At 69.3% G+C, this 23,038-nt stretch carries 11 protein-coding genes and 1 pseudogene; 3 read left to right on the top strand and 9 right to left on the bottom strand.

From position 1 onward, the window contains the following. From VGZ32_RS22360 to VGZ32_RS22340, 5 genes and pseudogenes are all read right to left on the bottom strand, one after another. Window positions 1–399, bottom strand: a pseudogene (locus tag VGZ32_RS22360) (hypothetical protein); the annotation flags it as partial. Between the two features lie 143 nt (window positions 400–542). Further along, the gene (locus VGZ32_RS22355; protein WP_326888108.1) at window positions 543–1,370 is read right to left on the bottom strand and encodes an alpha/beta hydrolase; all 828 of its coding nucleotides are present in this window, start codon (window positions 1,368–1,370) and stop codon (window positions 543–545) included. A gap of 302 nt (window positions 1,371–1,672) precedes the next feature. After that, complete coding sequence (locus tag VGZ32_RS22350) at window positions 1,673–4,459, bottom strand: helix-turn-helix transcriptional regulator (protein ID WP_326888107.1); 2,787 nt, start codon at window positions 4,457–4,459, stop codon at window positions 1,673–1,675. 334 nt (window positions 4,460–4,793) lie between these two features. Beyond that, complete coding sequence (locus VGZ32_RS29130; RefSeq protein ID WP_326888106.1) at window positions 4,794–4,988, bottom strand: hypothetical protein; 195 nt, start codon at window positions 4,986–4,988, stop codon at window positions 4,794–4,796. 34 nt (window positions 4,989–5,022) lie between these two features. Further along, window positions 5,023–5,466 carry a VOC family protein gene (locus VGZ32_RS22340; RefSeq protein ID WP_326888105.1) on the bottom strand — a complete coding sequence of 148 codons (444 nt, stop codon included), beginning with the start codon at window positions 5,464–5,466 and terminating at the stop codon, window positions 5,023–5,025. A gap of 224 nt (window positions 5,467–5,690) precedes the next feature. On the opposite strand from VGZ32_RS22340, the gene VGZ32_RS22335 reads away from it, so the two are divergent. Next, window positions 5,691–6,470: an SGNH/GDSL hydrolase family protein gene (locus VGZ32_RS22335; RefSeq protein WP_326888104.1), complete on the top strand. Its 780-nt coding sequence runs from the start codon at window positions 5,691–5,693 to the stop codon at window positions 6,468–6,470. A gap of 475 nt (window positions 6,471–6,945) precedes the next feature. Beyond that, window positions 6,946–8,535: a serine/threonine-protein kinase gene (locus VGZ32_RS22330; RefSeq protein WP_326888103.1), complete on the top strand. Its 1,590-nt coding sequence runs from the start codon at window positions 6,946–6,948 to the stop codon at window positions 8,533–8,535. Window positions 8,536–8,706: 171 nt separating this feature from the next. On the opposite strand, the gene VGZ32_RS22325 is transcribed toward VGZ32_RS22330, so the two are convergent. The 4 genes from VGZ32_RS22325 to VGZ32_RS22310 form a co-directional block, all read right to left on the bottom strand. Further along, on the bottom strand, window positions 8,707–9,645 hold the full coding sequence (locus VGZ32_RS22325) for an alkaline phosphatase family protein (RefSeq protein WP_326888102.1): 939 nt from the start codon (window positions 9,643–9,645) through the stop codon (window positions 8,707–8,709). A 257-nt stretch (window positions 9,646–9,902) separates the two neighbouring features. Further along, window positions 9,903–16,268 carry an RHS repeat-associated core domain-containing protein gene (locus VGZ32_RS22320; RefSeq protein ID WP_326888101.1) on the bottom strand — a complete coding sequence of 2,122 codons (6,366 nt, stop codon included), beginning with the start codon at window positions 16,266–16,268 and terminating at the stop codon, window positions 9,903–9,905. A gap of 143 nt (window positions 16,269–16,411) precedes the next feature. Beyond that, entirely contained in the window at window positions 16,412–20,230 is a 3,819-nt protein-coding gene (locus tag VGZ32_RS22315) for a LamG-like jellyroll fold domain-containing protein (protein WP_326888100.1), read from the bottom strand. Between the two features lie 348 nt (window positions 20,231–20,578). Then, window positions 20,579–21,406, bottom strand: coding sequence for an SAM-dependent methyltransferase (locus tag VGZ32_RS22310; protein WP_326888099.1), 828 nt, complete (start codon window positions 21,404–21,406; stop codon window positions 20,579–20,581). Between the two features lie 369 nt (window positions 21,407–21,775). Here VGZ32_RS22310 and VGZ32_RS22305 point away from each other — a divergent pair, with 369 nt between their 5' ends. Beyond that, window positions 21,776–23,026: a hypothetical protein gene (locus tag VGZ32_RS22305; RefSeq protein WP_326888098.1), complete on the top strand. Its 1,251-nt coding sequence runs from the start codon at window positions 21,776–21,778 to the stop codon at window positions 23,024–23,026. Window positions 23,027–23,038 lie beyond the last annotated feature (12 nt).

Raw genomic sequence — 23,038 nt, 5'->3', positions numbered from 1 at the left:
CATCTGGATGAAGGCGGGGTCCTTCTCGATGCCGTCGTCGATGGTGACGAACACGACGTTGTCGCTGATCGGGACGCGCGAGAACACCTGCGGGTTCGCCGCGCTCAGGGTGATCGGCTTGACCGCGGGCGGGGCCGGCGGTGCGGCGAAGGGCTTGAGCCCCTGGTAGCGCTGGCTGATCAGTTCGGCATCGACGCCGCTCGTGCCGCTCGTGGCCACCGCGCTCGGCGAACCGGCGGTGCTCTGCGCGGAGATCGGATCCGCGTTCGCGGCCGGGGAGTTCGACGACGAGGCGTCGCCCCCCTGACACGCGGCGGCGGAGGAGCCCAGGGTCGCCAGGCTCGCGGCCCCGCCCAGGAAACGGCGGCGGGACCAGGGCTGCGGAGTGCTGAGTATCACGGTTCTTCAGACGCTCTTCAGGTGGAATCGACTGCACCGCCGGCCGAATTTGTGCGACCGGCGGGAGCCGACCGGGCCTGCGGTACATCCGATGAACCGTCAGCCAGCCTCAGCTCTGCACGGCGTGGTTGGGGTGCCAGGGGCTACCGATCGGCGATGACCTCGCGGAGACGGTCGGCGAACGCGGCCGGGTTTTCGACGAATCCGCCGTGGCTTCCCGGGAACACGGCGGGTTCGATCTTCAGCTCGGCGGCCAGGGCGCGCGAGGTGCGGTCGCAGAACTGCCCCGCCGAGGTCTCGCCGATACCGATGACGAGCTTGTCCGCCACGGCGCGCAGCGCGTCCAGGTCGGGCACCCAGCCGGCAGTGCCGCGCAGTTCGTGCAGGTAGAAGTACTTTTCGCTGGCAACGTCTTCCGGGGACCTCTCGCGGAGGAACATGTTGCGGAACACCTCCTCGGGCAGCACGAGACCGGCGCCTGCCAGGAAGCTGCGCACCGCGCCGATGGTGTCTCCGTTCGCGTACGTCGCGATCGTGTCCTCGTTCGCCGCGAGTTGCTGCTCTCGGTCTTCGAGCAGCTGGCCGAGCGGCGGCTCGTGGGCGACGGCGATCTGCACAAGCTCTGGGTGCGCTTGGAGCAGCGCCAGGGTTGTCACCGCGCCGCCGGAGGAGCCGAGCACCGTCGCGGGACCGGCGTCCACATGGCGGATCAAGCGTGCGAGGTCGTCGGCGCGCAACTCCGGGGTGGAGTCGGCTTGCGGATCATCGATCGCGCTGCCGTAGTGGCCGCGCGGGTCCATGGTCAGCACGGTGTGGTCTGAGGCCAGCAGGTCTGCCAGCGGCGCGAACGGCGCCGAGTGCATCGGTGCGCCGACGATCGCCAGCAGCGGCCCGCGCCCGCGCAGCTCGTAGTACAAGCGCGCGCCGGGAACGGCGAGAGCGCCGGAAGTGCTGTCAATGGACAAGGTCATCGAATCCTCCAGTGATCAGCCAAGCTCCGTCACAACCTTGGACGGCTCATGCCCGCGATATTCATCGGCCAACGGGAGCCGGATTCGTTTTCATCAGTCGACGGAACCAGCCTCGCACGATGCGACGCCGGTCGATGTCCTGGGTGAAGATCGAGCGGAACGGACTCTGCTTGATTGCAGACGTCACCCTTGGTGCCGGTCCCGGTGCGGCGGGACCAGCCGCGTCAACGATTTCCAGCCAGGCTGTTCAGCGGCGCCAGGGAGCGTCCCTGGCGCGTGCCCTGGTGCCTGATTCCTCCGCGCTACGCCGTCGGGTCGGTGTACCCGATCCGCCCGAGCGCGGCGTTCAGCTCGCGGCGCGAGGTGATGCCGAGCTTTCCAAACACCTTGCGTAGGTGCCATTCGACGGTACGTGCGCTGATGAACAGCTGGGCGCCGATCTCCGGATTGGTGCGCCCCTCACGGGCGAGCCGGACGATGGCCGCTTCCTGGGCGGTGAGGGTGATGTCCGCCTCCACCGTGCGCTTACGGACTCGCTCGCCGGTGGCCAGCAGTTCGCGGCGGGCCCGTTCGGCGAACCCGGCGCAGCCCAGCGCGGCCAGCATCTCGTGAGCGGTGCGCAGTTCGGCTCTGGCATCGACGCGCCGGTTCTCGCGACGCAGCCACTCGCCGTAGACGAGGTGGGCGCGGGCGAGGTCGGGGCGCAGCGCGGTGCGGCCGAGCCGTTCGATCGCCTCGCGATACCAGCGCTCGGCCTCGTCGCCCTCGGCGAGCAGGGCGCGCGCCCGGGCCTCGAGGCCGAGCCCGACGTCGTTGCCGGCGGCCTGCGTCGAGACCGCCAGCCGGACCAGCGCCTCGTGGGCCCGCTGCGGATCGCCGGTGCGCACCGCCGCTTCGATCAGCTCGGGCAGGACCCACAGCGAGACGAACAGCCCGGGAGTGTCCAGGCTGGCCTCGACAGCCTCCGCGAGCGCCCTCTCGTAATGGCCGAGACCGAGGTGGAGGATCGCGGACACCCAGTTCGTGTAGGCGAGAACGATCCCCTGGCCGCCGGCCCGGGCGACCTCGACGCCGGCCTCGATCAGCGGGAGCGCGACGTCGCGGTCGCCGCGCACCGCCGCGAGCAGCATCGTGATGGGGTGCACGCTGATGATGCCGGTCGCCTCGCAGATCATGTCGTGCTCCGCGATCAGCGACTCGGCCACCTCGAAGTCGCCGACCCACGTGTCGACGGTGCCCAGCGCGCTGAGCAGGATCGGCAGCTGGTCGAGCGCGCCCAGGTCGCGGGCCGCTTGGACGGACCCGCTGATCACCTCCCGCCAGGCGTCGAATTCCCACAGCGGGGTGGCGGTCGTCTGGATGAACCAGCCCCAGCGCAGCAGCTCCTCCTGGGTGAGGTCCGCGGGCGTCAGGGTGCTGTACGCCTTCCGCAGCACCGGCGCTGCGACCGACGGGCCTTCCGTGACCAGCAGCGTGAGTGCGTCGAGGATCAGATCGGCCTTGCTCTCCCCCGCCACGGGCGGCGCGAGGCGGCGGGCGGCGAGTGAGACCTCTTGCAAGCTCGCGCCGGTCGCCAGACGGCCCGCGAAGTGCGCGGCCCCCCACGCGGTGATGTAGGTCTCGCAGGCCAGGTCGCGGTCGAGGGCCTCCAGGCGTCTGGCCGAATTCAGCAGCAGCGGCGCCGCGGCGCTCCCCGGCCCGGAGGCGAACGCGACCTGCGCGCGCAGCAGGTCCACCCGGGTACTTTGGAGCTCGTCGAGCGGCCCGGCCTCCGCGGTCGCCAGCAGGTCCAGGACCGTGCTGAACGCGCCGGCCCCCAGATTGGACTGCGCGGCCGCCAGGATCCGCTCGGTGCGTCGGACCGGGTCGACGCTGAGCAGCGCCGCGCGCTGCAGGAACGCCGCGGCTGCGGCGAACCCGCCGCGCGCCCGGGCCCGGCCCGCGGACCGCTCCAGGTCGGCGGCGATCTCCTCGTCCGGACCGGAAGCGGCCTGGGCGCGGTGCCAGGCCCGCCGGTCGGGGTCGGCTGCGGGGTCCGTGGCCTCGGCAAGCGCGAGGTGGACGGCCTGCCGGTCGTGAACCGAGGCCGACCGGTAGGCCGCGGACCGCAGCAGCGGGTGCCGGAACCGCACCCGGGCGCCGAAGTCCGCCAAGCCGGCCTCTGCGGCCGCGGTCGCCGCGTGCAACGGGATGTGCAGCCGCGCCGCCGCCCGCAGGACCAGCGATGAGTCACCTGACGGGTCCGCCGCTGCCAGTTGGAGCAGCCGCCGGGTCTCCGGCGGCAGGCCCTCGAGCTGCCGCAGGAAGCTCTTCTCGATCACGCCCGACAGCGATGTGGCCGCCGGCAGCCCGAACCCGCCGGCCAGTTGCGCGGGCGTCAGACCCTTCGGCAGTTCGAGCAGGGCCAGCGGATTGCCGCGGGTCTCGGCCACGATCTGGTCGCGGACCCGGGAGTCCAGCGGTCCGTTGAGCGCTGAGTCCAATAATTCCCGCGCGTCCGCGTCTTGGAGTCCGGTCACCAGGAGCTCGGGCAGGCCCTCGAGTTCCTTGTCGGCGACGCGGGTGCCGAACACCAGCCCCACCGGCTCGACCCGCAGCCGCAGCCGACGCGCCGCGAAACCCAGCGCCTGTGCTGAGGCCTGGTCAAGCCACTGATGGTCGTCGACGATGCTCAGCAGCGGTCGCTCCGTCGCCACTTCGGACAGCAGCCCGAGGACGGCCAGCCCGATGAGGAAGCGGTCCGGGACTGGCCCTTCGCTCAGCCCGAAGGCAACCCGCAGCGCCTCCCGCCGCGGCGCCGCGAGCCCGTCCAACCGGTCCAGCATCGGCGCGCACAGCTGATACAGCCCGGCGAACGCCAGCTCCATCTCCGACTGCACGCCGGTCACCCGCATGACCCGGCACCCCGTGGCCAGTTCGGCCAGGTGGTCGAGCAGCACGGTCTTGCCCACGCCCGGGTCGCCGCGCAGCACCAACGCCTGGCTCTCGCCGGCCCGCAGGGTGTTGACAAGCCGGACCAGCGCCCTGCGCTCGTCGCGGCGGTTCTCCAGCGCGATCGTCCGGCCGGGCTGCCCCAGCGGCTCACTCATCGTCAGGAGCTACCTGACCCACGCGAGCTCATCAGGTTGAACACGCACGCGGCTACCGTCCCCACAGTAAGCACCCCAATTGCTCACGGGATCTTTTCACGCGGGGCGCAGCCGGGCAAGGAGGCGCCTGACTCGGTGTGATCAAACGGTGTGGCTCCGGCTAAACGTCGAGGCCACACCGTTTGCGGTGCCTATGTGATGATCGTTCTTCGAGGTGCGGTGCTCCGTCCGTGGGTCAACGCCGCCACGGTCCGGTTGAAGGTGTCCTCGGAGAAGCGCCATGTCGGCGAGTTGAATCGCCAGACGAACTCGGCGAGGTCGTGCCGGAATTCGGTCAGGCCGGCCACGCCGCGATCGGTGCTGAAGTAGTACTGATACCACCAGGCGTTCTCCGCCGTCGGCGGAGCGGCTTGAGGTTCGCGGCCAGGTTGGTGATCAGGTAGCCGGTCACCGATATCAGTGCCTTGACCCAGTTCGGCCACAACGCCGCGATGCCTAGAAAACGTCGCCGGTCGGGGCCGGCATGCATCGCATTCCTCCTTGTCCGGTGCCGTTTTCCCCCGTCACCGGCCCGGCAGCCGCGTGGTGACCTCCTGGAGGACCCAGCCGTTCCCGTCCGGATCGCTGAACGACGCGAAGGATCCGTAGCTGCGGCGCCCCGCGGCGCGCCCGGACACCCGCGCCTCGGTGCCGGCGTGGTGGAATACGCCCCCGGCGTCGTGGAAGACCTCGCTGACGTCGGCGCCGCGCCAGACGAGCTCGGCGCGGGCCGCCTCGATGTCGGGGACGGTCAGGTGCAGGCCCTGTACGGAGCCGGGCGCGGCCGAGCTCACTCCGGAGCCGAAGATGATCGAGCACTGCGAACCGGGCGGGGTCAGCTGCACGACGCGGAAGCCACCGTCGGCGATGACGTCGGCGTCCTCGCGCCAGCCCAGCGCCTTGTAGAACCGCTTGGCCCTGTCGACGTCGGAGACGGGCACGACGACGACTTCGAGCTTGACATCCATGACCGGGGCACCTCGTTCTCGCTGCGGACGGCACGGATCGTGCCGACACGGGCACTCTCGCAAGCACTCCCGGGGGTTCGCGCCCGGGAGGTCCCTGGTCTCCGCTCGGTCGTCCCTGGTCCTGGCGCTGTCGACGCCCGGTGAACGAAAGGCGATTCGGCCGGGCCTGGTGGTTCATTGGAGAATTCGAAGCGGCAACGGCGAGGGACGAGGGAGGATCGGGCGTGCGGTACGTGGCGATCGGCGACAGTTTCACCGAGGGGGTCGGTGATGTGCTGCCCGACGGCGGCATGCGGGGGTGGGCGGATCTGGTGGCCGCCGGGCTCAGTGCGGCGCTGGCCGAACGCGGTGAGCCGCTCGAGTACGCCAACCTGGCGATCCGCGGACGACTGCTGCGGCCCATCGTCACCGACCAGCTCGACGCCGCGCTGGCCCTGGACCCCTCCCCCGACCTGCTCACTCTCAACGGCGGCGGCAACGACATGCTGCGCCCGGGCGTGCACCTCGACGGGTTGCTGGAATTGACCGAGCACGCGATCCACCGGTGCGTTGCGGCGGGCGTGCGCATTGTCCTGCTCAGCGGCGCGGACCCGACGGCGCAGTTGCCCTTGGGACGATTCGTGCACCGCCGCGCCGCTCACCTGACCGCAGGGCTGGCTGACCTGTGCGTTAAGCACTCCGTCACGCTGGTGAACGTCTTCGGCGACCAGGAGATCCGCGACCCGGGCTACTGGACCTCGGACCGGCTCCATCTCAACAGCCGCGGCCACCAACGCGTCGCCCACCTGGTCCTGCACACGCTCGGCTTCGGACCACTACCGGAGGCAGCTACCCCAGCTGCCGCGAGCACCCGGGGTTTCCTCACCGACGCCCGCTACTACCGCGAGCACGTGCTGCCCTGGATCAACCGGCGTCTGCACGGCACGTCTTCGGGCGACAACCGCATCGCCAAGCACCCGGCCTGGAAACCGATCGCGCCGGCGGAGTCGACACCGACCGGCTGAGGAGCAACACCTAAGCAACAGCAACACCTAAGTGGTGTGAGACCGCCCGGTCCGGCGCCAGTCTCCGCCGTCAGACCGCGGGCCGTGCCGTCAACACCGAGTGGAAGAAGTGCGCCTCCTCGACGCGGTGCCACGTCACGTCGGCGAACCCGGACTCCCGCACCAGCTCTGCCAACTCCCCGAATGTCCAGGCCCGCGATGTCGCGCGCCGCACGAGCAGTCCAGGCCGTCCAGCGGTTCTGACGGCCGGTTGCGGCCCCGCGGACGATGTGAATTGCCCCACAGATCTGCCCGGGCGCGCGCCGAACGGTAACGCCTGACGTCCTACAGGCGCCTATTCCCCTGCATGTCTCGAATGACCTTGCGAGATAGCACCGGCCCGGGTCGCAGCCGGAGACAGGTGTCCTCGTGCGACAAAGGCGGAGGTGGCGGCTTGCGTGGTGACGCGGCGGTAAGGGTAGACGCGCCGGGAGGCATGATCGCCAAGCGGTACCGGTTGCTGCATCCGCTCGGTTCGGGGTCCAGCGCCACCGTGTGGGCGGCAACCGACGAGACGCTGGGTCGTCAAGTGGCGCTCAAGCTGCTCTCTCTGCCCGCCGCCGCCATGGACGGCGAGCGCGAACGCGAGCGGATGCGGCGCGAGGCGAAGGCGCTGGCCGCGCTGACACATCCGCGCATCGTCGCCGTGTTCGACCTCCTGGAGACCGAGACAGCTGACGGCGGGTTGCAGTCGGTGCTGGTCACCGAGCTGCTCGAGGGTGAGAACCTCGCCACGAGGCTTGAGGCCGGGCCGTTGCCGTGGCCCGAGGCGCTGTCGGTGTGCGGCCAGGTGGCCGACGCGCTGGCGGCCGCGCACGAGGTCGGGATCGTGCACCGCGATGTCACGCCCGGCAATGTCTTCCTCACCGCAAAGGGCGCCAAGCTGCTGGACTTCGGCATCGCGCAGGGTCCCGCGGATCGTGGCCCGACGGGCGGATTGGCCGTCGGCACGCCGGTGTGTATGGCTCCCGAGCAGCTGACCGGGCGCGGGGCGGTGCCCGCCTCGGACGTGTACGCGCTCGGCTGTGTCTTGTACTGGTGCCTGACCGGGCGCCCGCCGTTCCAGGAGAACGACTTCGCGGTCGTCAGCCGCTCCCATCTGCACGCCACGCCGCCGCGGCTGGAGATCGACGGGCTACCGTCGGGTATCAACGAGTTCTACCTCTCCTGCATGGCGAAGAACCCGACCAAGCGCCCGTTCGCCGAAGAGGCGAGCGAACTGTTCGCGCCGTTCGCGCGCGAGGGAGTCGAACCCGACGGATCGACCGCGGCGACCCAGTCCCTGCCCGCGGTCCGCGACGTCCCGGACGCCGATGCGGACGAGCCGCTCGACGACGCACCACGCTCCCGCACGAAACACGCGGGCCGCCCGGCCGCGCTGGACCACCGGCGGCTATTGCCCGCTGGCCTGCTCCTCGGCGCGCTGGCCCTGATCATCGTGCTCATCGTGGGCTTGGTCCACGCGAACGACGGCTCATCCGCCGCGCCGCGCAGCCCCTTCCCTCTCACCTCGACGATCGGGGCCACTGCCGGTGCTTCCCCGACGTCGACGATGCCCAATGTGATGCTGCCCAGCGTGTCGGCGTCAGTATCAGCGTCGGCGTCAGCGACGTCGTCGCCATCCGCCTCGCCCAGCCCGTCCCCGACGATGAGTTCCACCATGAGCCCGACGCTGGGCGCCATTCCGGGGCTTCCGGATCCCGCCGCCGATCCGATCGGCTATGTGCAGGGCATGTCCAACCAGATCTCGGCCCTAGTCGCGCAGGGTCCAACCGTCATGCAGCCGGGCGCCGGGCAGAATCTGCAGGCTGCGCTCGGGAATCTGGCGAACGCGATCGCCTCCGCCCGCAGCCAGACCAACCCGGGCATGGCCAAGAAGCAGTGGCACGTCGTCTCCACCGACATCTCAGGTATCGAGCAGCAGATCGCGCGCGACGCCAACGCGGGACAGGTTTCCCCCGCCGCGGCGAACCTGTTGACCGGCGAGCTGCAACGGCTGGCCGGCCAGCTCCCCAGCGGCGGCTGACCGCTGGCATCCGCCTTCACCGCACCCGCCGGGGCGACGGACTGAGCCCACGCGCTGGTCGAGTCACCATGCGACTGGTTTAGGCCTTTGTCAATCAGACCTCGCCGACAACACGGAGGGCCGCGCCCGGGGACAGCTCCCGGCCGCGGCCGCAGCTGCATCCGTGCGGGGCTACAGGTTGAACGCCGAGGTCATCGTCGGGAACGCAGAGGCCTGGCCGAGCGCGGGCAGCCCGAGGAGCTGCTCGGCGGTCCCGAGCAGCGAGTAATGGTTGAACAGTGTCGCCGAGGTGCTGCCCGCGACGGTGCTCGGGCTGATCACGAGCGTGGCGACCTTGCAGCTATTGTCGGAGGTGTTGGAGGCGCAGTTCTCGCCGGTCGAGCCGCCGCTGCCCTCGTCCCAGGTGATGAAGACGGCCGTGGTGCCGCTCTGGTACTCGGAGCTGTTCAGGATCTTGGGCAGGTTGCTCGACAGCCAGCTGTCACCCTGCGCGATCGTCCCGTCGTGCATGTCGTCGATCAGGTTCGGGGTGACGAACGAGAAAGCCGGCAGCGTGCCCGCGGACAGGTCCGAGGCCAGCTGGGTATAGGGGACGTCAAAGGTCGAGCACCCGGACAGCGAGGTGAAGTAGGGCGGCGGGTTGTGCCGCACCGCATACTCGCCGGAGTTCGACTTGTCGCAGTTCGACGGCATTGACTCCTCGTACGCCTTCCAGCTCTCGCCCTGCCCGAAGATGCTCGCCGCCGAGGTGCTGCACCGCTTCGACGGGTTGCAGTCACTGTCGAAGGGGCTCAGCGAGCTGACCGCGAGCCCTGAGGTAGCGCCGACGTAGTTGGGCAGGCTCGGGTGGGACAGGTTGTGGTAGTTCGTCGCCAGGCCGCACTCGCCGGCAAGCGAGTTGATGTACGGAGCCTGCGAGTTGCCGATGATGTCGCTGAAGCTGTGGTTCTCCATCCAGATCCAGACGACGTGGCTGTAGTGCGGCGCGGTGGTCACGGTGCCGCACGGGCCGGTGGCGGCGACGGCGGTCTGCCGGGATCCGCTGACCCCTGCGACACAGCCGAGCGCGAGCAGCCCCGCGGCGGCCGAAGCGAGGATTGTCCTGCGCATGGGTTTCTCCTACCTCATCGCGAGATGTATCGGATGCATCCCCCTGGTCCGTGGGTACGGCCGACCCGTGTCGCAGCCTGCTGGCATCCACCGCCCCGCACAAGCCGGATCGGCAAGGATTCGCCCCGTATTCGCCTTCTTGTCCGCCGCCTTGCGGCTGGATGTACGCCACGCAAATGCGCCCGTCCTTCGCCGGAGAGTGACTTCCGGCGCGGGACGGGCGCAGAACGGGTGCGGTTACTCGGGGATGAACCGTCTTACATGGGGCCGTTGTTCTGCGGTGTCTGCCAGGGAAGCGTCGGCGCGCCAGGAGCGATCACCTGCGTGTCGCCGAGACCCGGGTCCGGTACTGAGACGGCGTCCCTGCCAAGGTGCATGTTCATTCCTTGTGCGGGCAGGGTCGAGGCGGCTCCTGCTCGATTGACGAATTCCCACGCGTACTCCGCGCCCTTGCCGCCCTCTTCTAGGGCCTTGCCGGCGACGGCACCCATCCCGCCGGTGACAACGGTGATGGCGTCTCCGGCGATGTCGAGTCCGAGATCACCGCAACTTCCCGTCTTACCGCAGGTGACGGCGTCCTTGACGGTCGAGAGGACGGCCAGCCCGGCGGTGGCGACGAGACATGCCGTACCTCCGGTGATGACGCACGCCACCGCCACGTCGAATGTGATGTCGCCAGCATGGTTCCAGACGAAGTGCGCGGCGCCCGTGACCCAACTCGGCAGCGGCCCTTCCGGATCCGGTGGCGGGGGCGCGTAGGGGTCGCATCCGACGTCGAAGCGGGCGCGAACGCCGTAACAGCCGGGAAGCTTCGGGGCCGTCGGCGCGGCGGCCACGTGGCGCAGTCCGGGTGCGAGGGTGAAGTAGGGGTTGCAGCTGCCGTCGGGGCAATGGAACCGGTTACCGTCACCCATCCGCGGGTTCTGGTGGTACAGGCCCGGCGCGAGATTGAAGTTCGGGTTGCAGCTGCCGTCAGGACAGTGGAAACGGTTGCCGTCACCCATGTGCGGTGGCTGCGGGACAGTCAGGCTGGGGGCTTGGCTGGGCGGCAGACATTCCCGGTCGGGGCAGCCCACGCCGACGGTGTAGAGGCCGGTGGGGTCGCTGTTCGTGGTGGGGTTGTTCTCGGCATAGGTGTAGGCGTTGAGGTGCGCCGGATCGCTCGGGTTCAGGAGCGGGTCCGCGCTGACGAATCTTCCGGTGGTGGGGTCGTAGTCGCGGGCGCCGAGTCTTTCGAGGCCGTCGGCGGAGTCGACGACGCCGTTGACGAAGCCCTTGTCGTCGGGCCACGCGGTTGGGGTCGGCGTCTGCCGTAGGTTGCCGAACGGGTCGTAGCGGCGCTGGGTGGAGGCCATTGTGCTCGCGTCGATCGACAGGGTGCTGGTTCCGTGCGGGTCGGCGAACTGGTACTCCAGGCCGCTGGATGTGCGCACGGCGAGCGTTGCGGCTCCGGCGGCTGTGCCTGCGCTGTAGTAGCGCGTGCCGGTGGCGCCGGTGGTGCTGGCGTGGATCTCGCCGTTGGGCAGGTAGAGCGTGGCACCGGTGGAGTCCTGGGAGATCAGGAGGTTTCCGCTGGTGTCGTAGATGTAGTTGCTCGTTTTGCCGTTGGTGGTGACCGAGGCGAGGTTGTTCTCGCTGTCCCAGGTCAGGGACTGGGTCGAGCCGTCCGGTGCGGGGCGGGTGGTGGTGTCTCCGGCTGCGTTGTAGACGTAGTTGGCTGTTTCGGTGTTGCTGCCGTTTGTGATGGTCGCCGTCTGTGGCGTGTGCGGTTGGGCGTTGCCGGGGGCGACGTAGTGGTTGACGGTGTTGGTGTCGGCTGCGCCGCCGATGCCGTGATTGGTCGTCGACGTGCGGTTGCCGATCATGTCGTAGCCATAGGTCTGCCAGTACGGTGCTGGTCCGCTTATGTTTGCCGTGGCCGGGGTGGTGTTGTTGCAGCGCCCTGTGGAGGGCGTGGGCGTGCCGGCGCCGACCGGGTTGCCGCTGGGGTCGGTCGCGATCGCGCCGCCGGAGTCGGTCCACGCCTGGGTTAGTTCGTCGAGCCCGTCGTACGTGAAGCACTGGGTGTCGGTGACTGGTGTGGTGACGCCGGGCGTGGTCGACGGGATGGTGTCGGTCGCGGATGTGACGTTGCCTGCCGGGTCGTAGGTGTAGTCGTTGTCGTCGACCTCTGCGACGCCGACGTTGCGTTCGACGATTTCGCCGGTCGGGCGGCGGGTCGCCTCGTCGTAGTAAAGGGTCTGCCAGGCGTTGCTGCCGCCGCTCGGACCGAATCGGTATTGGGTGGGCTCGCCGAATGCGGTGTAGGTCGCCGCGGAGACGATGGTTGACGCGCCGCCGAGGGTGCTGAGCTGGCCGAAGTTGTCGTAGTTGTAGGTGACGGTCTCGGCCGGCAGGTTGCCGATGGCGGGTTCGGCGACGGAGCTGAGGCTGCCGTCGAGCTTGTAGGTCATAGTCCTGCTGTAGGCGCCGGCCAGGGCGCCTTGGGGGGGCGGGATGGTGACGCTGGTGCCCGTCGGGCGCCCGGTCGTCGCGTCGTAGCCGGTGACTGCGCTGGTGTAGGCGGCGGAGCCGATGTAGCGCGTCGTGGAGGTCGGGAGGTCTTTGCCGCCGGGCAGGCTGTCGTAGGTGTAGCCGATCAGCTTGGTGCCGGTGGTCGGCGAGCCCTGATACTGCGCGGTCTTGCGGCCGAGCGCGTCGTAAGTGTAGCTCAGGGTGTTGTTCTGCGCGTCGGTGGAGCTGATCTGCTCGTTGTCGGTGTCGTAGGTGGCGGTGGATGCTCCGGTGTCGGGGTCGTTGACGCTGGTGCGGTTGCCGGAGACGTCGTAGCCGTACGCCCACTGGTTCTCGGCGTTGTCGGTCACCGTCGCGAGCAGTCCGGCCGGGGTGTAGGTGTCCTTGGTGTCCTGATACGCGCCGCCGATCGACCCGCCGGTGTAGCGCCGCACCTCGGTGGTGTTGCCACGCGCGTCGACATATGTGGTCGTCGGTACGCCACCGGAGGGCGGGGTGACGTCGGTGTGGTCGCCGCCGTAGACGGTCGTGGTGTTCCACTCCGCGACGTTCTTGCTGTAGAACGCTGACATGGTGGGCCGCTCGGCGCCGTCGTACGTGGTGCGGGTCTGGTTCTCGGCGTTGACGTCGGAGACGATCGACAGGCTGGTGCCCGGCGCCGCCGGATCGACGTGCGGGCCGTTGGTCTTCACGACGAGCCCGCGCGAGTTGTAGAAGGTGTCGGACAGTACTCGCTGGCCACTGCCGTCCTTCGCCGGGGACTGCGTCTGCCGGGCCCGCAGGAGGCCGTCGTAGATCGTGTACGACGTGGTGTGATTGCCGTTGGGCTCCAGCGTCGAGGTGCTGACCCAGTTGGGGGCGTTGTTCTGCACCCCGTAGGCGTAGCTGATCGTCGGCGGGTCCTGGAACGCCTCGGACTGTCCCGGCTTCCACACCCCGGTCAACCGGCCCAGGGGGTCGTAGGCGAGGTCTGTTTCGCGGTTGTTGGCGTCGACGATCGACGTCGGCTGATTCAACGCCGGGTTGAACGTCGTCGTGGTCGTGAAACCGACCGGGTCGGTGACAGCGCTGGAGGTCGGGATTCCGGTCGGAGGTGTGTACGTGGTCTTCGTCACGCGCGGGGGTTGCATGCCGTCCGAGACACTGAGGGCGCGGCCGTACTGGTCGAAGGTTGTCGTGCCTTCGGTGGTGTAGTTCGGGGCTCCGTTGGTGTAGCTGGTGACCTTTTCGACCTTGGTGGCGTCACCCGCCGTGGGTGCCGCTCCCGGGGCGCCGCCGTCGTACGAGGTACGCACGTCCGAGATCGCCTGCGCGGGCAACGATGGCGTGGCACCGCAGGCGACGCCGACCGTGGTCACTTCCTCCGGCAGTTCGAGCACCCACGTGGGCTGATTCGTCGCGTAGGTCGTCGTAGTGCAGCGGTCGTCCGTCGGCGTGGAGATGTCGCCCAGGTCGTTGACCTGCACCGGCTCGCCCTGGTTGGTGTAGGTCGTGTCGGTCTCGGTGGTGCGGAAGCCGCCCGAGGACAACGCCGTGTTGACCACGTCCGAGCCCACCGCGATCAGCCACGACTGGTGTGTGCCGCTGGTGGCGAACGGCCCGTACTGCACCGGCGTGCGCGCCTCGTCGGTGACGACCGCGCCGCCGACGCCGTTGTACGTGATCTGCTCGCCGAGGAAGCCGGCGTCCTGGAAGTTGTCCGGGACGCTCGCGGGCGTGGAGCCGAATCCCGAGGGATAGGTGAAGCTCACGCTGCGCGTGCCGCCGTTCGACAGGTGATCGCCGTTGAGCCCGCGGAAGAACCGGTACACGGTCTTCGACTGGGTGTCAGTGGTGTCGTTCGGATCGCCGTGGCGGACGGTCACCTGCGCGTATCCGCGCCACTGGTCCCAGTTCCGGTGCGCCGCCGGAACCATCGGGTTGTCGTCGAACGCCCAGGCGGCGCCGCCGTCGGGGTAGTCGTAGTCGTCCACCTGCATGGGACTGCCGGCGACCAGGTCGGTGTTCGTCACCTGCGTCACGACGTACTTGGCAAACCATGAAGTGCGCGCCGGGAGGTTCGGCGGCTGCCAGTACACCGGGAAACAGCGCTGGGTGTTGGAATCCGGCGCCGGCAGAGCAGAGGAGTTGCAGTCGCTTGACTCGTAGGTGACGGCGGTCTGGCCGCCGGACTCGTTGTCGACGCCGGTGATCCGGTACTTGTTCAGGAACGGCAGTCCATCGGTCGGGTTGCTGACCAGGTTGGCGAAGGTCGCGCCGATGAAGGTCACCTCAGGCACCGCGGCGCTGCCGCCGACCAGGCCGGTGTGCGTGATCCCGTGCAGCCACAACGATTTCGGCGTGCCGTCGCCGGGATCCGGGTACAGCTGATCGAAGCTCCAGCTGTCCACGTTGCCGCCGCTGACCGTCGTGGTGACCGATCCCAGGCGCCGGCTCGACCAGAATGTCGGCGCGACCTGCGTGGTACACGACGCCGAGCAGATCTGGTCGGCTGGCATGTCCGGGAAATTCGCGGCGTTGGCGCTGGACAGCGGCGTCTGGTCGCAGCCGGAGCCGGTGTCGCGGTCGCAGGTGGCGAAGGAGACCGTGGCAGGGGCCTGTGACACGCCGTTGACGTACTCCTGGCCCGCGCGGGTGCCGTACTCGATGCGGGTCATGGTGCCGCCGCGGACGTACGAGACGGTCTGCGCGCCCATGTTCAACCCGTATGAGTTGGTCTCCGGTGTGTAGAAATACGTCATCGAATCGCCGTGGCGGTCGACGACGTAGTCGAGGTTCCACTGCCACACCTGGTTGCACCACGCGGCACCGTTCGGGCAGGTCTCCCCCTGGCCGGGTCCGTTGCCGAACACCGGCACCGTCCACGCCGAACCGGTCGACTGGCCGGAGACCTGGCCCTTGCCGAAGTAGTACTGCGTGCCGTCAGTCGTGGTGACCACCCAGTACTCGCCGGTCGACGAGCCGTTCGTACTCGCGGGCTCGGTCAGGCGCTGCACCCGGGAGCCGTCGTCGCTGCGCGGGTGCCAGTTGCCGTTCGCATCCGCGATCAGCTCGCTGGTCTTCCCGCCGAGCGACAGCGTCGCGTTGTCGGTGACGAAGCACAGATCGCTGGTGTTCGGACGGCCTCCGCCCGCGGTGGCGCAGGGTTCGTAGGCACGGGTGATGGCGCCCGCGCCCAGCGACCATCCCTCCCCCAGCCAGGACGGCTGGTTGTTCGTCGCGTAGTTTTCGCCGTCCGTGGCGCCCGAGGCGTAGGAGGCTGTCACGGCGGGCTCAAGGCCACCGGGCACTGACGGAACGCGCATCGGGTAGCTGTAGGTGAAGTCGCCGCTCTGCGTTCCCGCTGACCAACTGCCGGCCGTGGACAACGTCGAGGCCGAGAAGTCGCCTGCGCCGCCGCCCCCGGTGGAGGCGGCGAGCGCGAACACGGTGTCCGCTGATGATGCCTGCACCTGCGCGGTTAAGTGTCCTGAGGCGGTGTCGTTCGTCGACGCCACCGCCGTCGGCCGCGCACAACCGGTGGGACGCGGCGTCGCCAGCGCACAGGACGGCAACTGCACCAGCTGTAGCCGGTCTGCCCAGCCGCCGCCGTACGCGTCGCGGAACCCTGAGTAGTCAAGATTCAGCGTCACCGGCGCCGAAGCCGTGCCACCGTCGCTGCGGTGCACCTTCAGCACGACCCCGTTCACGCCTGCGCGCGTGGCCGTGGTGTGGTCGAGCACGTCGATGTGCACACGGCTGGGAACGCTCGCCGCAGCCTTCGTCGTAGCCTGTCCGGGCGCATGAGTTGGCGCGGCCGCGGACACCGGCAGACCCCCGGCCTGCACCATCGCAGTCGACGTATTCGCCGACGCCGCACCGGTGCGGACGGTCAGGTCCGCGGCGCCCGCAGTCGGCCACGCGTGGGGGTTGGTGCCCGGCCCGATGCCGACGTGAGCCGACGCCGGATCCGGCATCGGCGCGAGCACTGCGACCGGGCTGCCCGCTACCGCCTGCTCTACCTGCGGTTTGTGCGGTGTGAACGCGCCGGGCGACGTCGCTGACGCCGAGGCCGACACCACGACTGGCGCCAACGCCGCCGCGGTGACGATGGCGGTAAGTCTGCTCACCCGCCCCGTTGATCTATGTTGAGCGAACACGAAGTCCTCCGTGAAGTGAAAGCTGAAGAACGGCCTCCCGCGCGGCTCTCGTGCGTACCGTCATGGCGACCATGCGGAATTCGCTCGGGAAGGCAGAGCCGCGCGGGAGGGACTCAGGGTTGGATGACCAGGTAACCCAGCGGGCCGATGACGGTCTGCCCTTCGCAGCTCGGGTCCAGGGAGTCGAACCGCTCGTTGCTGCCGTCGGCCATCGCGCAGTCGAGCAGCTGGGCTGTCGCAGTGGCCTGCGGGGGCGTGGACCAGAGGTTGCCGATCCAGGCGATCGTCTGCGCGTTCCCGCCTCCGCAGGTGCTGGAGGTCGCGAGGAACTCGTCACCGCCGTTCAAACACGTGTAGACGGGGATGTCGCCGCCGGCCTCGCCCAGCAGGCCGAGCGGCCCTTCGTACGTGTAGTTGGAGCCGATCGCGTACATGACCGTCGCGCCTGGCGAGGCCAGGAGGGTGGAGGTGGACATCGCGTGATCCGCTGGCGCGTCCGGCTTCAGGAAGCGGCTGAGGTTGGCGTAGGCCACGACGTAGCCCAGCAAGCCCTCATTCGTGGTGTTCGGGATGCTGAGGCACTTGGAATCCGTCGACACGAAGTGGTCGCCGTTGGTGCTCAGCACACAGCGATAGATGGGGCGCGTCGGCGGGCTGGCGGGCTGTGTGGTGTAGACGGAGCCGATCGTCCCGAGTAGCTGGGTCGGTGATTGCGCCGTGTTCTCGCAGTTCGGGTCACGCGAGACGAACTGCCCACTGACGTAATGGCAGGAGTAGAGGGTGGCCGTGTTGGGCGCACCCGCAGGCGCGAGCAGGCCGAACTGGCCCTCCGCGTAAAAGCCCTGAGGCACCGGTCCCGATGTCGTGACGTGACCGACACCGGCCTGGAACCAGGAGGTCAATGCCCCGGGGAAGGGGGTGGCCGGTGCCGGGACGTTGTGGGCGAGTTCCTGCTGGTACTCGGCGGAGATCTGGTCGGCGGCGAGGATGCCCGTGTAGACGTGGACGTCGTCGATCGCGCCGCCGAGATAGGCCAGGTTGGTATCGTTCTGCCTGGCACGGCCGATCACGAGGTTGCCCGTGGTGCCTTGCGGCGGGCTCGTGACCGCCTGGGTGTTCTCAAGCGCGCCGTTGACGTAGATGCTGACGGTTTGGGCTGCGGCGTCGTAGACCCCGACCAGTTGCGTCCACACGCCAGCCTGCGGCAGCGAAGCCGAGTAGACCGTCTGCCATTGGGGATTTGGAACGTCGCTGGGTGCCACGCTGAAGCACCAGCGGTCGTGGTCCGGGCATTCCTGCAGAGCGAACACGCTGGCGTGTTGGCCGTCCTCGCTGACCAGGGTCTGCCAGTTGCCGTCGAGTTGGTCGAGCTTGACCTCCGCGCTGACGGTGAAGCTGTTGTCGGCGCGTACCGCCGGTGCCCCACTGACGATCTGTCCGGTGGACTCGTCGAAGTGCACCGCGTTCAGGCTGGCGTGGCCGTGGGTCCACGTCGCGCCACCGGAGAGGGTGCCGTTGTCGGAGTAGCCTGACTCATCCTGCGCGACCGTGCCCGAACTGTCGCTCAGCGGCAGGAACGCCTGGAGCACTGGATTGCCGGTCGCCAGATCGTGGACGTTGGTCTCCCCGTCGCCGGCCTTGGCCGTCGCGGGCAGCACCCGCTGGAACGCTTGGACCTCGTCGATCGCGCCGTGGAAGTAGTCGGTGTCGATGCCGTTCCACTTCGCCCGCCCGATCATGAACGGCCCGCTCGCGTCCCACGCGTCGGTGTGCGGCGCGGTGCCGGCGAGATGGCCGTTGACGAAGATCTTCAACAGGCCCGCACCTGCGTCGTATTCGCCGACCAGATGCGTCCACACGCCTGTCTGCACCGGTGTGTTCGCCACTGCCAGGTCGCTCGTCGTGTTCGCGGCGTCCGCGGTGAGCATCATGAACACCCATTTATTTGAATCAGCGCGGTACTGAAGGTAGAAGCCGCTGCCCTGGTTGCCGTCCTGGCTGATGATGGTGTTCGCGCCGGTGTTGGTGTTGTCCAGGTTCACCCACGCGGAGATGCTGAACGACTGATTGGTGTGCACCACCGGACCGTTCGTAGTCACCGCAGCCGGCGTACCGACCAGATGCAGCGACTCGCCGATCCGCCCGGCCGGCCAATAGGCGTTGGTCGGCACCGTGGTGGTGCCGTTGTGGCCGTTGCCGGAGCTGTCGGGCACCGTGGCTATCGTGCCGAATTCGTCCATGTGCCAGACGCCGACGGCCGGCGCGCCGTGGGCGACCAGGAAGTGGTAACCCTCGACCGGCGTCGGGTCGATGCCCTGGTCACTGTGGTATGCGGGTCCCAGATTCCCGGCCCGGTCGACGCTGACCACGTAGAGATCGTTCGGACCGTAGGCGGCGGGCGAGATGTTCACCGTCGCGCTGCCGCCGAGCTGATTGGCCGCGACGTAGGTGGTAGGCGTGCACTGGCCTGCCGCCTCACAGTAGTCGAACCCTGTCACGTCCGGGACCCCGTCGGCGGTGAACGTGAAGGGCGCAGTCTGGCCCACACCGCCGTTGAACGTCGCGGTCGAACTGCCAGGCTTGGCTTCCGAGTAGACGCTGGAAGTCACCGTCGGCGGAGCGTTCGGGGGCGTGATGTCGACGTACATCTCACACCACGGCGCCCAGGCTCCTTGCGTTCCGGCGGAATCAACACCCTGTACCCGCCAGGCGATGTCCGTGCCGTCACTGAACGCCCCCGGTGGCACGTTCACGCCGAACGGCGCGCCGGAACCGGAGTAGGCGGTCGTCGCCTCGCCGACCACGTTGAAGTTGCCGGCCACGTACCACTGGAAATGCGCGGCCACGAGCGATCCGGCGTCTGCGTCGGTCACCGTGGCATGCAGCGACGGCGTCGCGGTCGCCACATAAGGAGCGTTCGCATGGTTGGCGCACGGGATCGTGCCGCCGCTGTTCGGCATTCCCTGCGACAGGCTGCCGGGCACGTCGGGCGGCGAGTCGTAGTTCACGATCAGGGACGGGGTCGGGCTGAGCGCGAACTTCCGCCAGGACAGGTTGTTCGTCTCGTTGCCCACGCCCTTGAGCCCGAAGGTCGCCACGTTCGAGCCGCCGGCCCCGTCGATCACGGCCTGCGTGGCGTCGAATCCGATCGTGTTCCTCGGGCACGAACCGGAGTAGCCGTAGGCGTGGCCGTCGGCCTCGATGTACCGCTCCCAGGTCGGCTGGGCGTTCCAGGTCGTGCCGGGTCCCACCGGACCGGTCTCGTAGATCTCGATCCCGGTCGCGGAGCAGGACGGGGCGTACGCCTCGAGGAGGTTGACCTGGGCGTTCTGGATGTGCTTGCCGGCCAGGCCGCTCACGTCGAACTGGAAGAACGAGCGGACCGTCACCGATCTGTCATAGGCGAGGCCGACCTTGGCGCACAGGGGCTGCGGTGCCGTGCCCGGGCACGCCGTCCCGTCGCCGCCCCAGTAGGCGTTGTTGGGGAAGTTCGCGTACGCCTCGGCCCAGCCCGTCATGCCGGGATTGGTGGAGGCGTTGGGCCGCATGGCGCCGGGGGCACTCGTGCCGGGCTTCACGAGGCGGCCCGCACCCGGTGGCGGAATGTCGACCGCGGGCGCGGTGGGTGCCGGTGGGCTGATCGGCGCCCAGCCGGTGGCAGTGCGCTGCCGCGCCGGGACGAGGCTTTCCTCGAGCGTCCGCGTGCCGTTGGGGTTCGCGTACGTCTGGCTGTTCGCGGTGGTCAGAGCCGGTATCAGGACCCGCTTTCCGGTCGCCTTAGCCACCGCCTCAGGAGTTTGCGGCGATGCGGCGGCGTGCGCGGTGGTTGGAGGCGCCGTGGCATTTGCGGAGACCCGGCCCGGCATGACGACGCTGGCGGTGGTGGCAAGGCCGACGAGTACCGCGGCCATGCGTGATCGCAGAACGTTCACGAGATCCCTTCCCCCGTTGCGCCGATCAGGCGCGGCGCTGGTTACGCCGAGGGTGGCGCACGCACCTTCCAGAGCACTGCCACGGCGCTGCCACGCCACCCCCGAGGCCCTGCCCTTTATCTGTCATTCCGCTGTCACGGCTGCCACGCGGCCGCCGGAGGGCTCGGGCAGCAGGAAAGATCACGGCCGCGGAGGGAATCGGGCCAGGCGGAGCAGGGCGAGCACGCCTTCGGGCCCGTGGCTCTGGGCGACGAGGCCGAGCAGCAGTGCGATCACGCCGCCGACGGTGACTTCCAGCGTCTACACGGAAGCCAAGCCGGACGCTGAACGTGCCGCGGTTCCGCTGCCTTAGGCGCGGCGGCCCACTGCCGCATACATCGAGTACCGCGCCACATCGCCGCCGAGCGGGTCGGGGGCGGCCCCGCGGTCCGGGCGCCACAGGATCGTGTCGATGACGCCCGGCTCCAGCAGCTCGTACCCGCTCAGCAGGGCCTCGATCTCTGGCTTGCTGCGCAGCGTCATCGAGTGGCTGGCGTGCTTGTATACGTCGCGGATCCGGGCGACCGTTTGCGGGCGGTAGTCGCCGGTGCCGTGGCTGAGCGCGATGTAGGAGCCGGGGGCGCTCGCCTCCCGGTACGCGGAGATGATCCCGGCCGGGTCGTCGGCTTCCGGCACGAATGGGAGCACCAGGAATAGCAGCACCGCGACCGGTCGGCGCAGGTCGAGGAACCCGGTCAGTTCCGCGTTGCCGAGCACGCTCTCGGGGTCCCGCAGGTCGGCGTGCAGGAACCGGGCATACGGCACGTCGGACAGCAGGGTGCTGCCGTGCGCGTAGGCGACCGGGTCGCAGTCGACGTACAAGGTGCGCGCGTCCGGGTTGGCGGTGAATGCGACCTCGTGCACGTTGCCCGCGGTCGGGATGCCGGAGCCCAGATCGAGGAACTGATCGATCCCGCTCGCGGCCAGCAGCTTGACCGCGCGGTACAGGAACGCCCGATTCGCCACGGCGAACGCCCGCGCGTCCGGCCAGGCCTGCATCGCCTGCCGCGCCAGCTCGCGATCGGCGGCGAAGTTGTGCGACCCGCCGAGGTAGTAGTCGTACATGCGCGCCGCGGACGGCGTTTCGATGTCCACCTCGTCAGGAACCCAGACCGGCTGATGGTGCTGCTGCGACACGCCCGCTCCCCTCGCTCGCTGCCTGCCTCGCCCCGGCGGTCCGCCCGAACCGGCCTCTACGCACGGTGATCCTACGACCACGGAATCATGTGTACGTTCGCCGCCGCCCGGAGTGTCGCATCTGTGCCGCCGTGCCGAACCGTGATCATGCGTGCATCCGTCCGCGCCGGGACGACCGGCCTGCGCGGGGCGTCGTCATTTGCGTGAAGCCCTGCGGAAGCGACGGATGATTCGTACGCTGGAGGTGACTGCTTCGCGGACCCTGTCACGCGGCCCGCGAGCGGCAAGGCTTCATGCTCGTCTCCCGGCGGGCAGGGCCGTCGCGCGGACGTGTTCGCTCGAGTGCGGGCACGCGCCAGGGAGGGCGCGATGGAGAGTGGGCTAACGGACGGCGCGCGCGCAGCGGCGCAGGTCGGCGCGGGCCTGTCGTTCGCACGGCAGGTGCTCCGTGACAAGCAGGCGCTGTGGGGCGCCCTCGCGGGGGCCGTACCGGTCGCGGACGGACGCGGCGCGGCGCTCGCCCGCGCGGAAGAGCGCGTCGCGGGCATGAAGCGCATCGATCCCGACATCATCGACGGCAAGTGGCGCTACGACTCCGCCCGTGAGCGCGAGAGACAGTCGCTGACCAGGGAGATCATCGAGCGGGTCAATCCCGGCCCGTACGAGGATCCGCGCTTCATGGCCATGCTCGCCCGCCAGGCGGCGTCCGTGGAGCTGGCCGTGCGCGGCGGCATCGGCACGCAGGCCACAGCCGAGGTGCTCGAGCGGATCATCGTCGGCACGACCGGGGAGCCGCGCAGCGAGGCGTATTCCGAGCCGGTCGCCGCCGGCGTGGTCGTGGCCGTCTCCGGGGGAATGATGGAGTTCCTCTATCAGGGCGCGAAGGCCGTGGCGCTCGCATGGCCGCCGACGAATCCGGCGGCGGGTTACGCGCAGGGCGTCTCGGTGCTGCCGGAGCGCATCGAGGCCGCGCTCGCGACCGATCCGTACCCGATCGAACTGCTTCGCGACACCCTGACGGCGTGGCTGTACGAGGGCCGGCCGCGGGCGATCCACTCCAGGCTGCCCCCGGTAGAGGTGCACGCGCCGATCACGCTCCTGATCAACGGGGCCGAGCGCTTCATCCTCGCCCATGAATACGGCCACGCCCTCATCCACCATCTGCACGTCCTCGCCCCCGACGCGGCGGTGCCCGGCGACTGCTCCGAGGCGTGGCGGCGGGAGTTCGCCGCGGACGCCTTCGCGGTGCAGGCGGTCGTGGCCAGTTCGCGGACGCTGGACCGGCTGCCGGCGAACATGGGGCTGCTCGGGGCGATGCTGGCGATGAAGGCCTGCGAGATCTTCGACGAGGCGTTCGTGATCTCCGCGACGACGGGGGACCAACCGAAGGCGCCCGCCGTCAGCCTGAGCCACCCACCGTTCACGCAGCGCCGCGCACTGCTCGAAACCCTCTACGTCGCCCGGCACGACCGCAACCCCACGGCCGCACGGCTCGATCTGCCAGGCATGCGGGCCGGGAGCGACACCCTAGATCTGCTGTGGGCACGCGCGGCACCCGAAGTGGCCGCCGCGAAAGCAGGCCGCGTACCACACCCGATCTGGTCGGCCCCCGCTTCCTAACCCGCCGCCCGC

It is taken from the genome of Actinocrinis sp. (genome assembly GCF_035938995.1).
In the GTDB taxonomy this organism is placed as follows: domain Bacteria; phylum Actinomycetota; class Actinomycetes; order Streptomycetales; family Catenulisporaceae; genus DASZGI01.
The sequence above is the reverse complement of the archived record's forward strand: the minus strand, read 5'-3'. Positions and strand labels throughout refer to the sequence as shown.

Excerpts from the sequence above, each read along its gene's own strand:
- VGZ32_RS22355 (WP_326888108.1), bottom strand. The coding sequence starts at position 1,370 with ATGACCTTGTCCATTGACAGCACTTCCGGCGCTCTCGCCGTTCCCGGC.
- VGZ32_RS22350 (WP_326888107.1), bottom strand. The coding sequence starts at position 4,459 with ATGAGTGAGCCGCTGGGGCAGCCCGGCCGGACGATCGCGCTGGAGAAC.
- VGZ32_RS29130 (WP_326888106.1), bottom strand. The coding sequence starts at position 4,988 with ATGCATGCCGGCCCCGACCGGCGACGTTTTCTAGGCATCGCGGCGTTG.
- VGZ32_RS22340 (WP_326888105.1), bottom strand. The coding sequence starts at position 5,466 with ATGGATGTCAAGCTCGAAGTCGTCGTCGTGCCCGTCTCCGACGTCGAC.
- VGZ32_RS22330 (WP_326888103.1), top strand. The coding sequence starts at position 6,946 with ATGATCGCCAAGCGGTACCGGTTGCTGCATCCGCTCGGTTCGGGGTCC.
- VGZ32_RS22325 (WP_326888102.1), bottom strand. The coding sequence starts at position 9,645 with ATGCGCAGGACAATCCTCGCTTCGGCCGCCGCGGGGCTGCTCGCGCTC.
- VGZ32_RS22305 (WP_326888098.1), top strand. The coding sequence starts at position 21,776 with ATGGAGAGTGGGCTAACGGACGGCGCGCGCGCAGCGGCGCAGGTCGGC.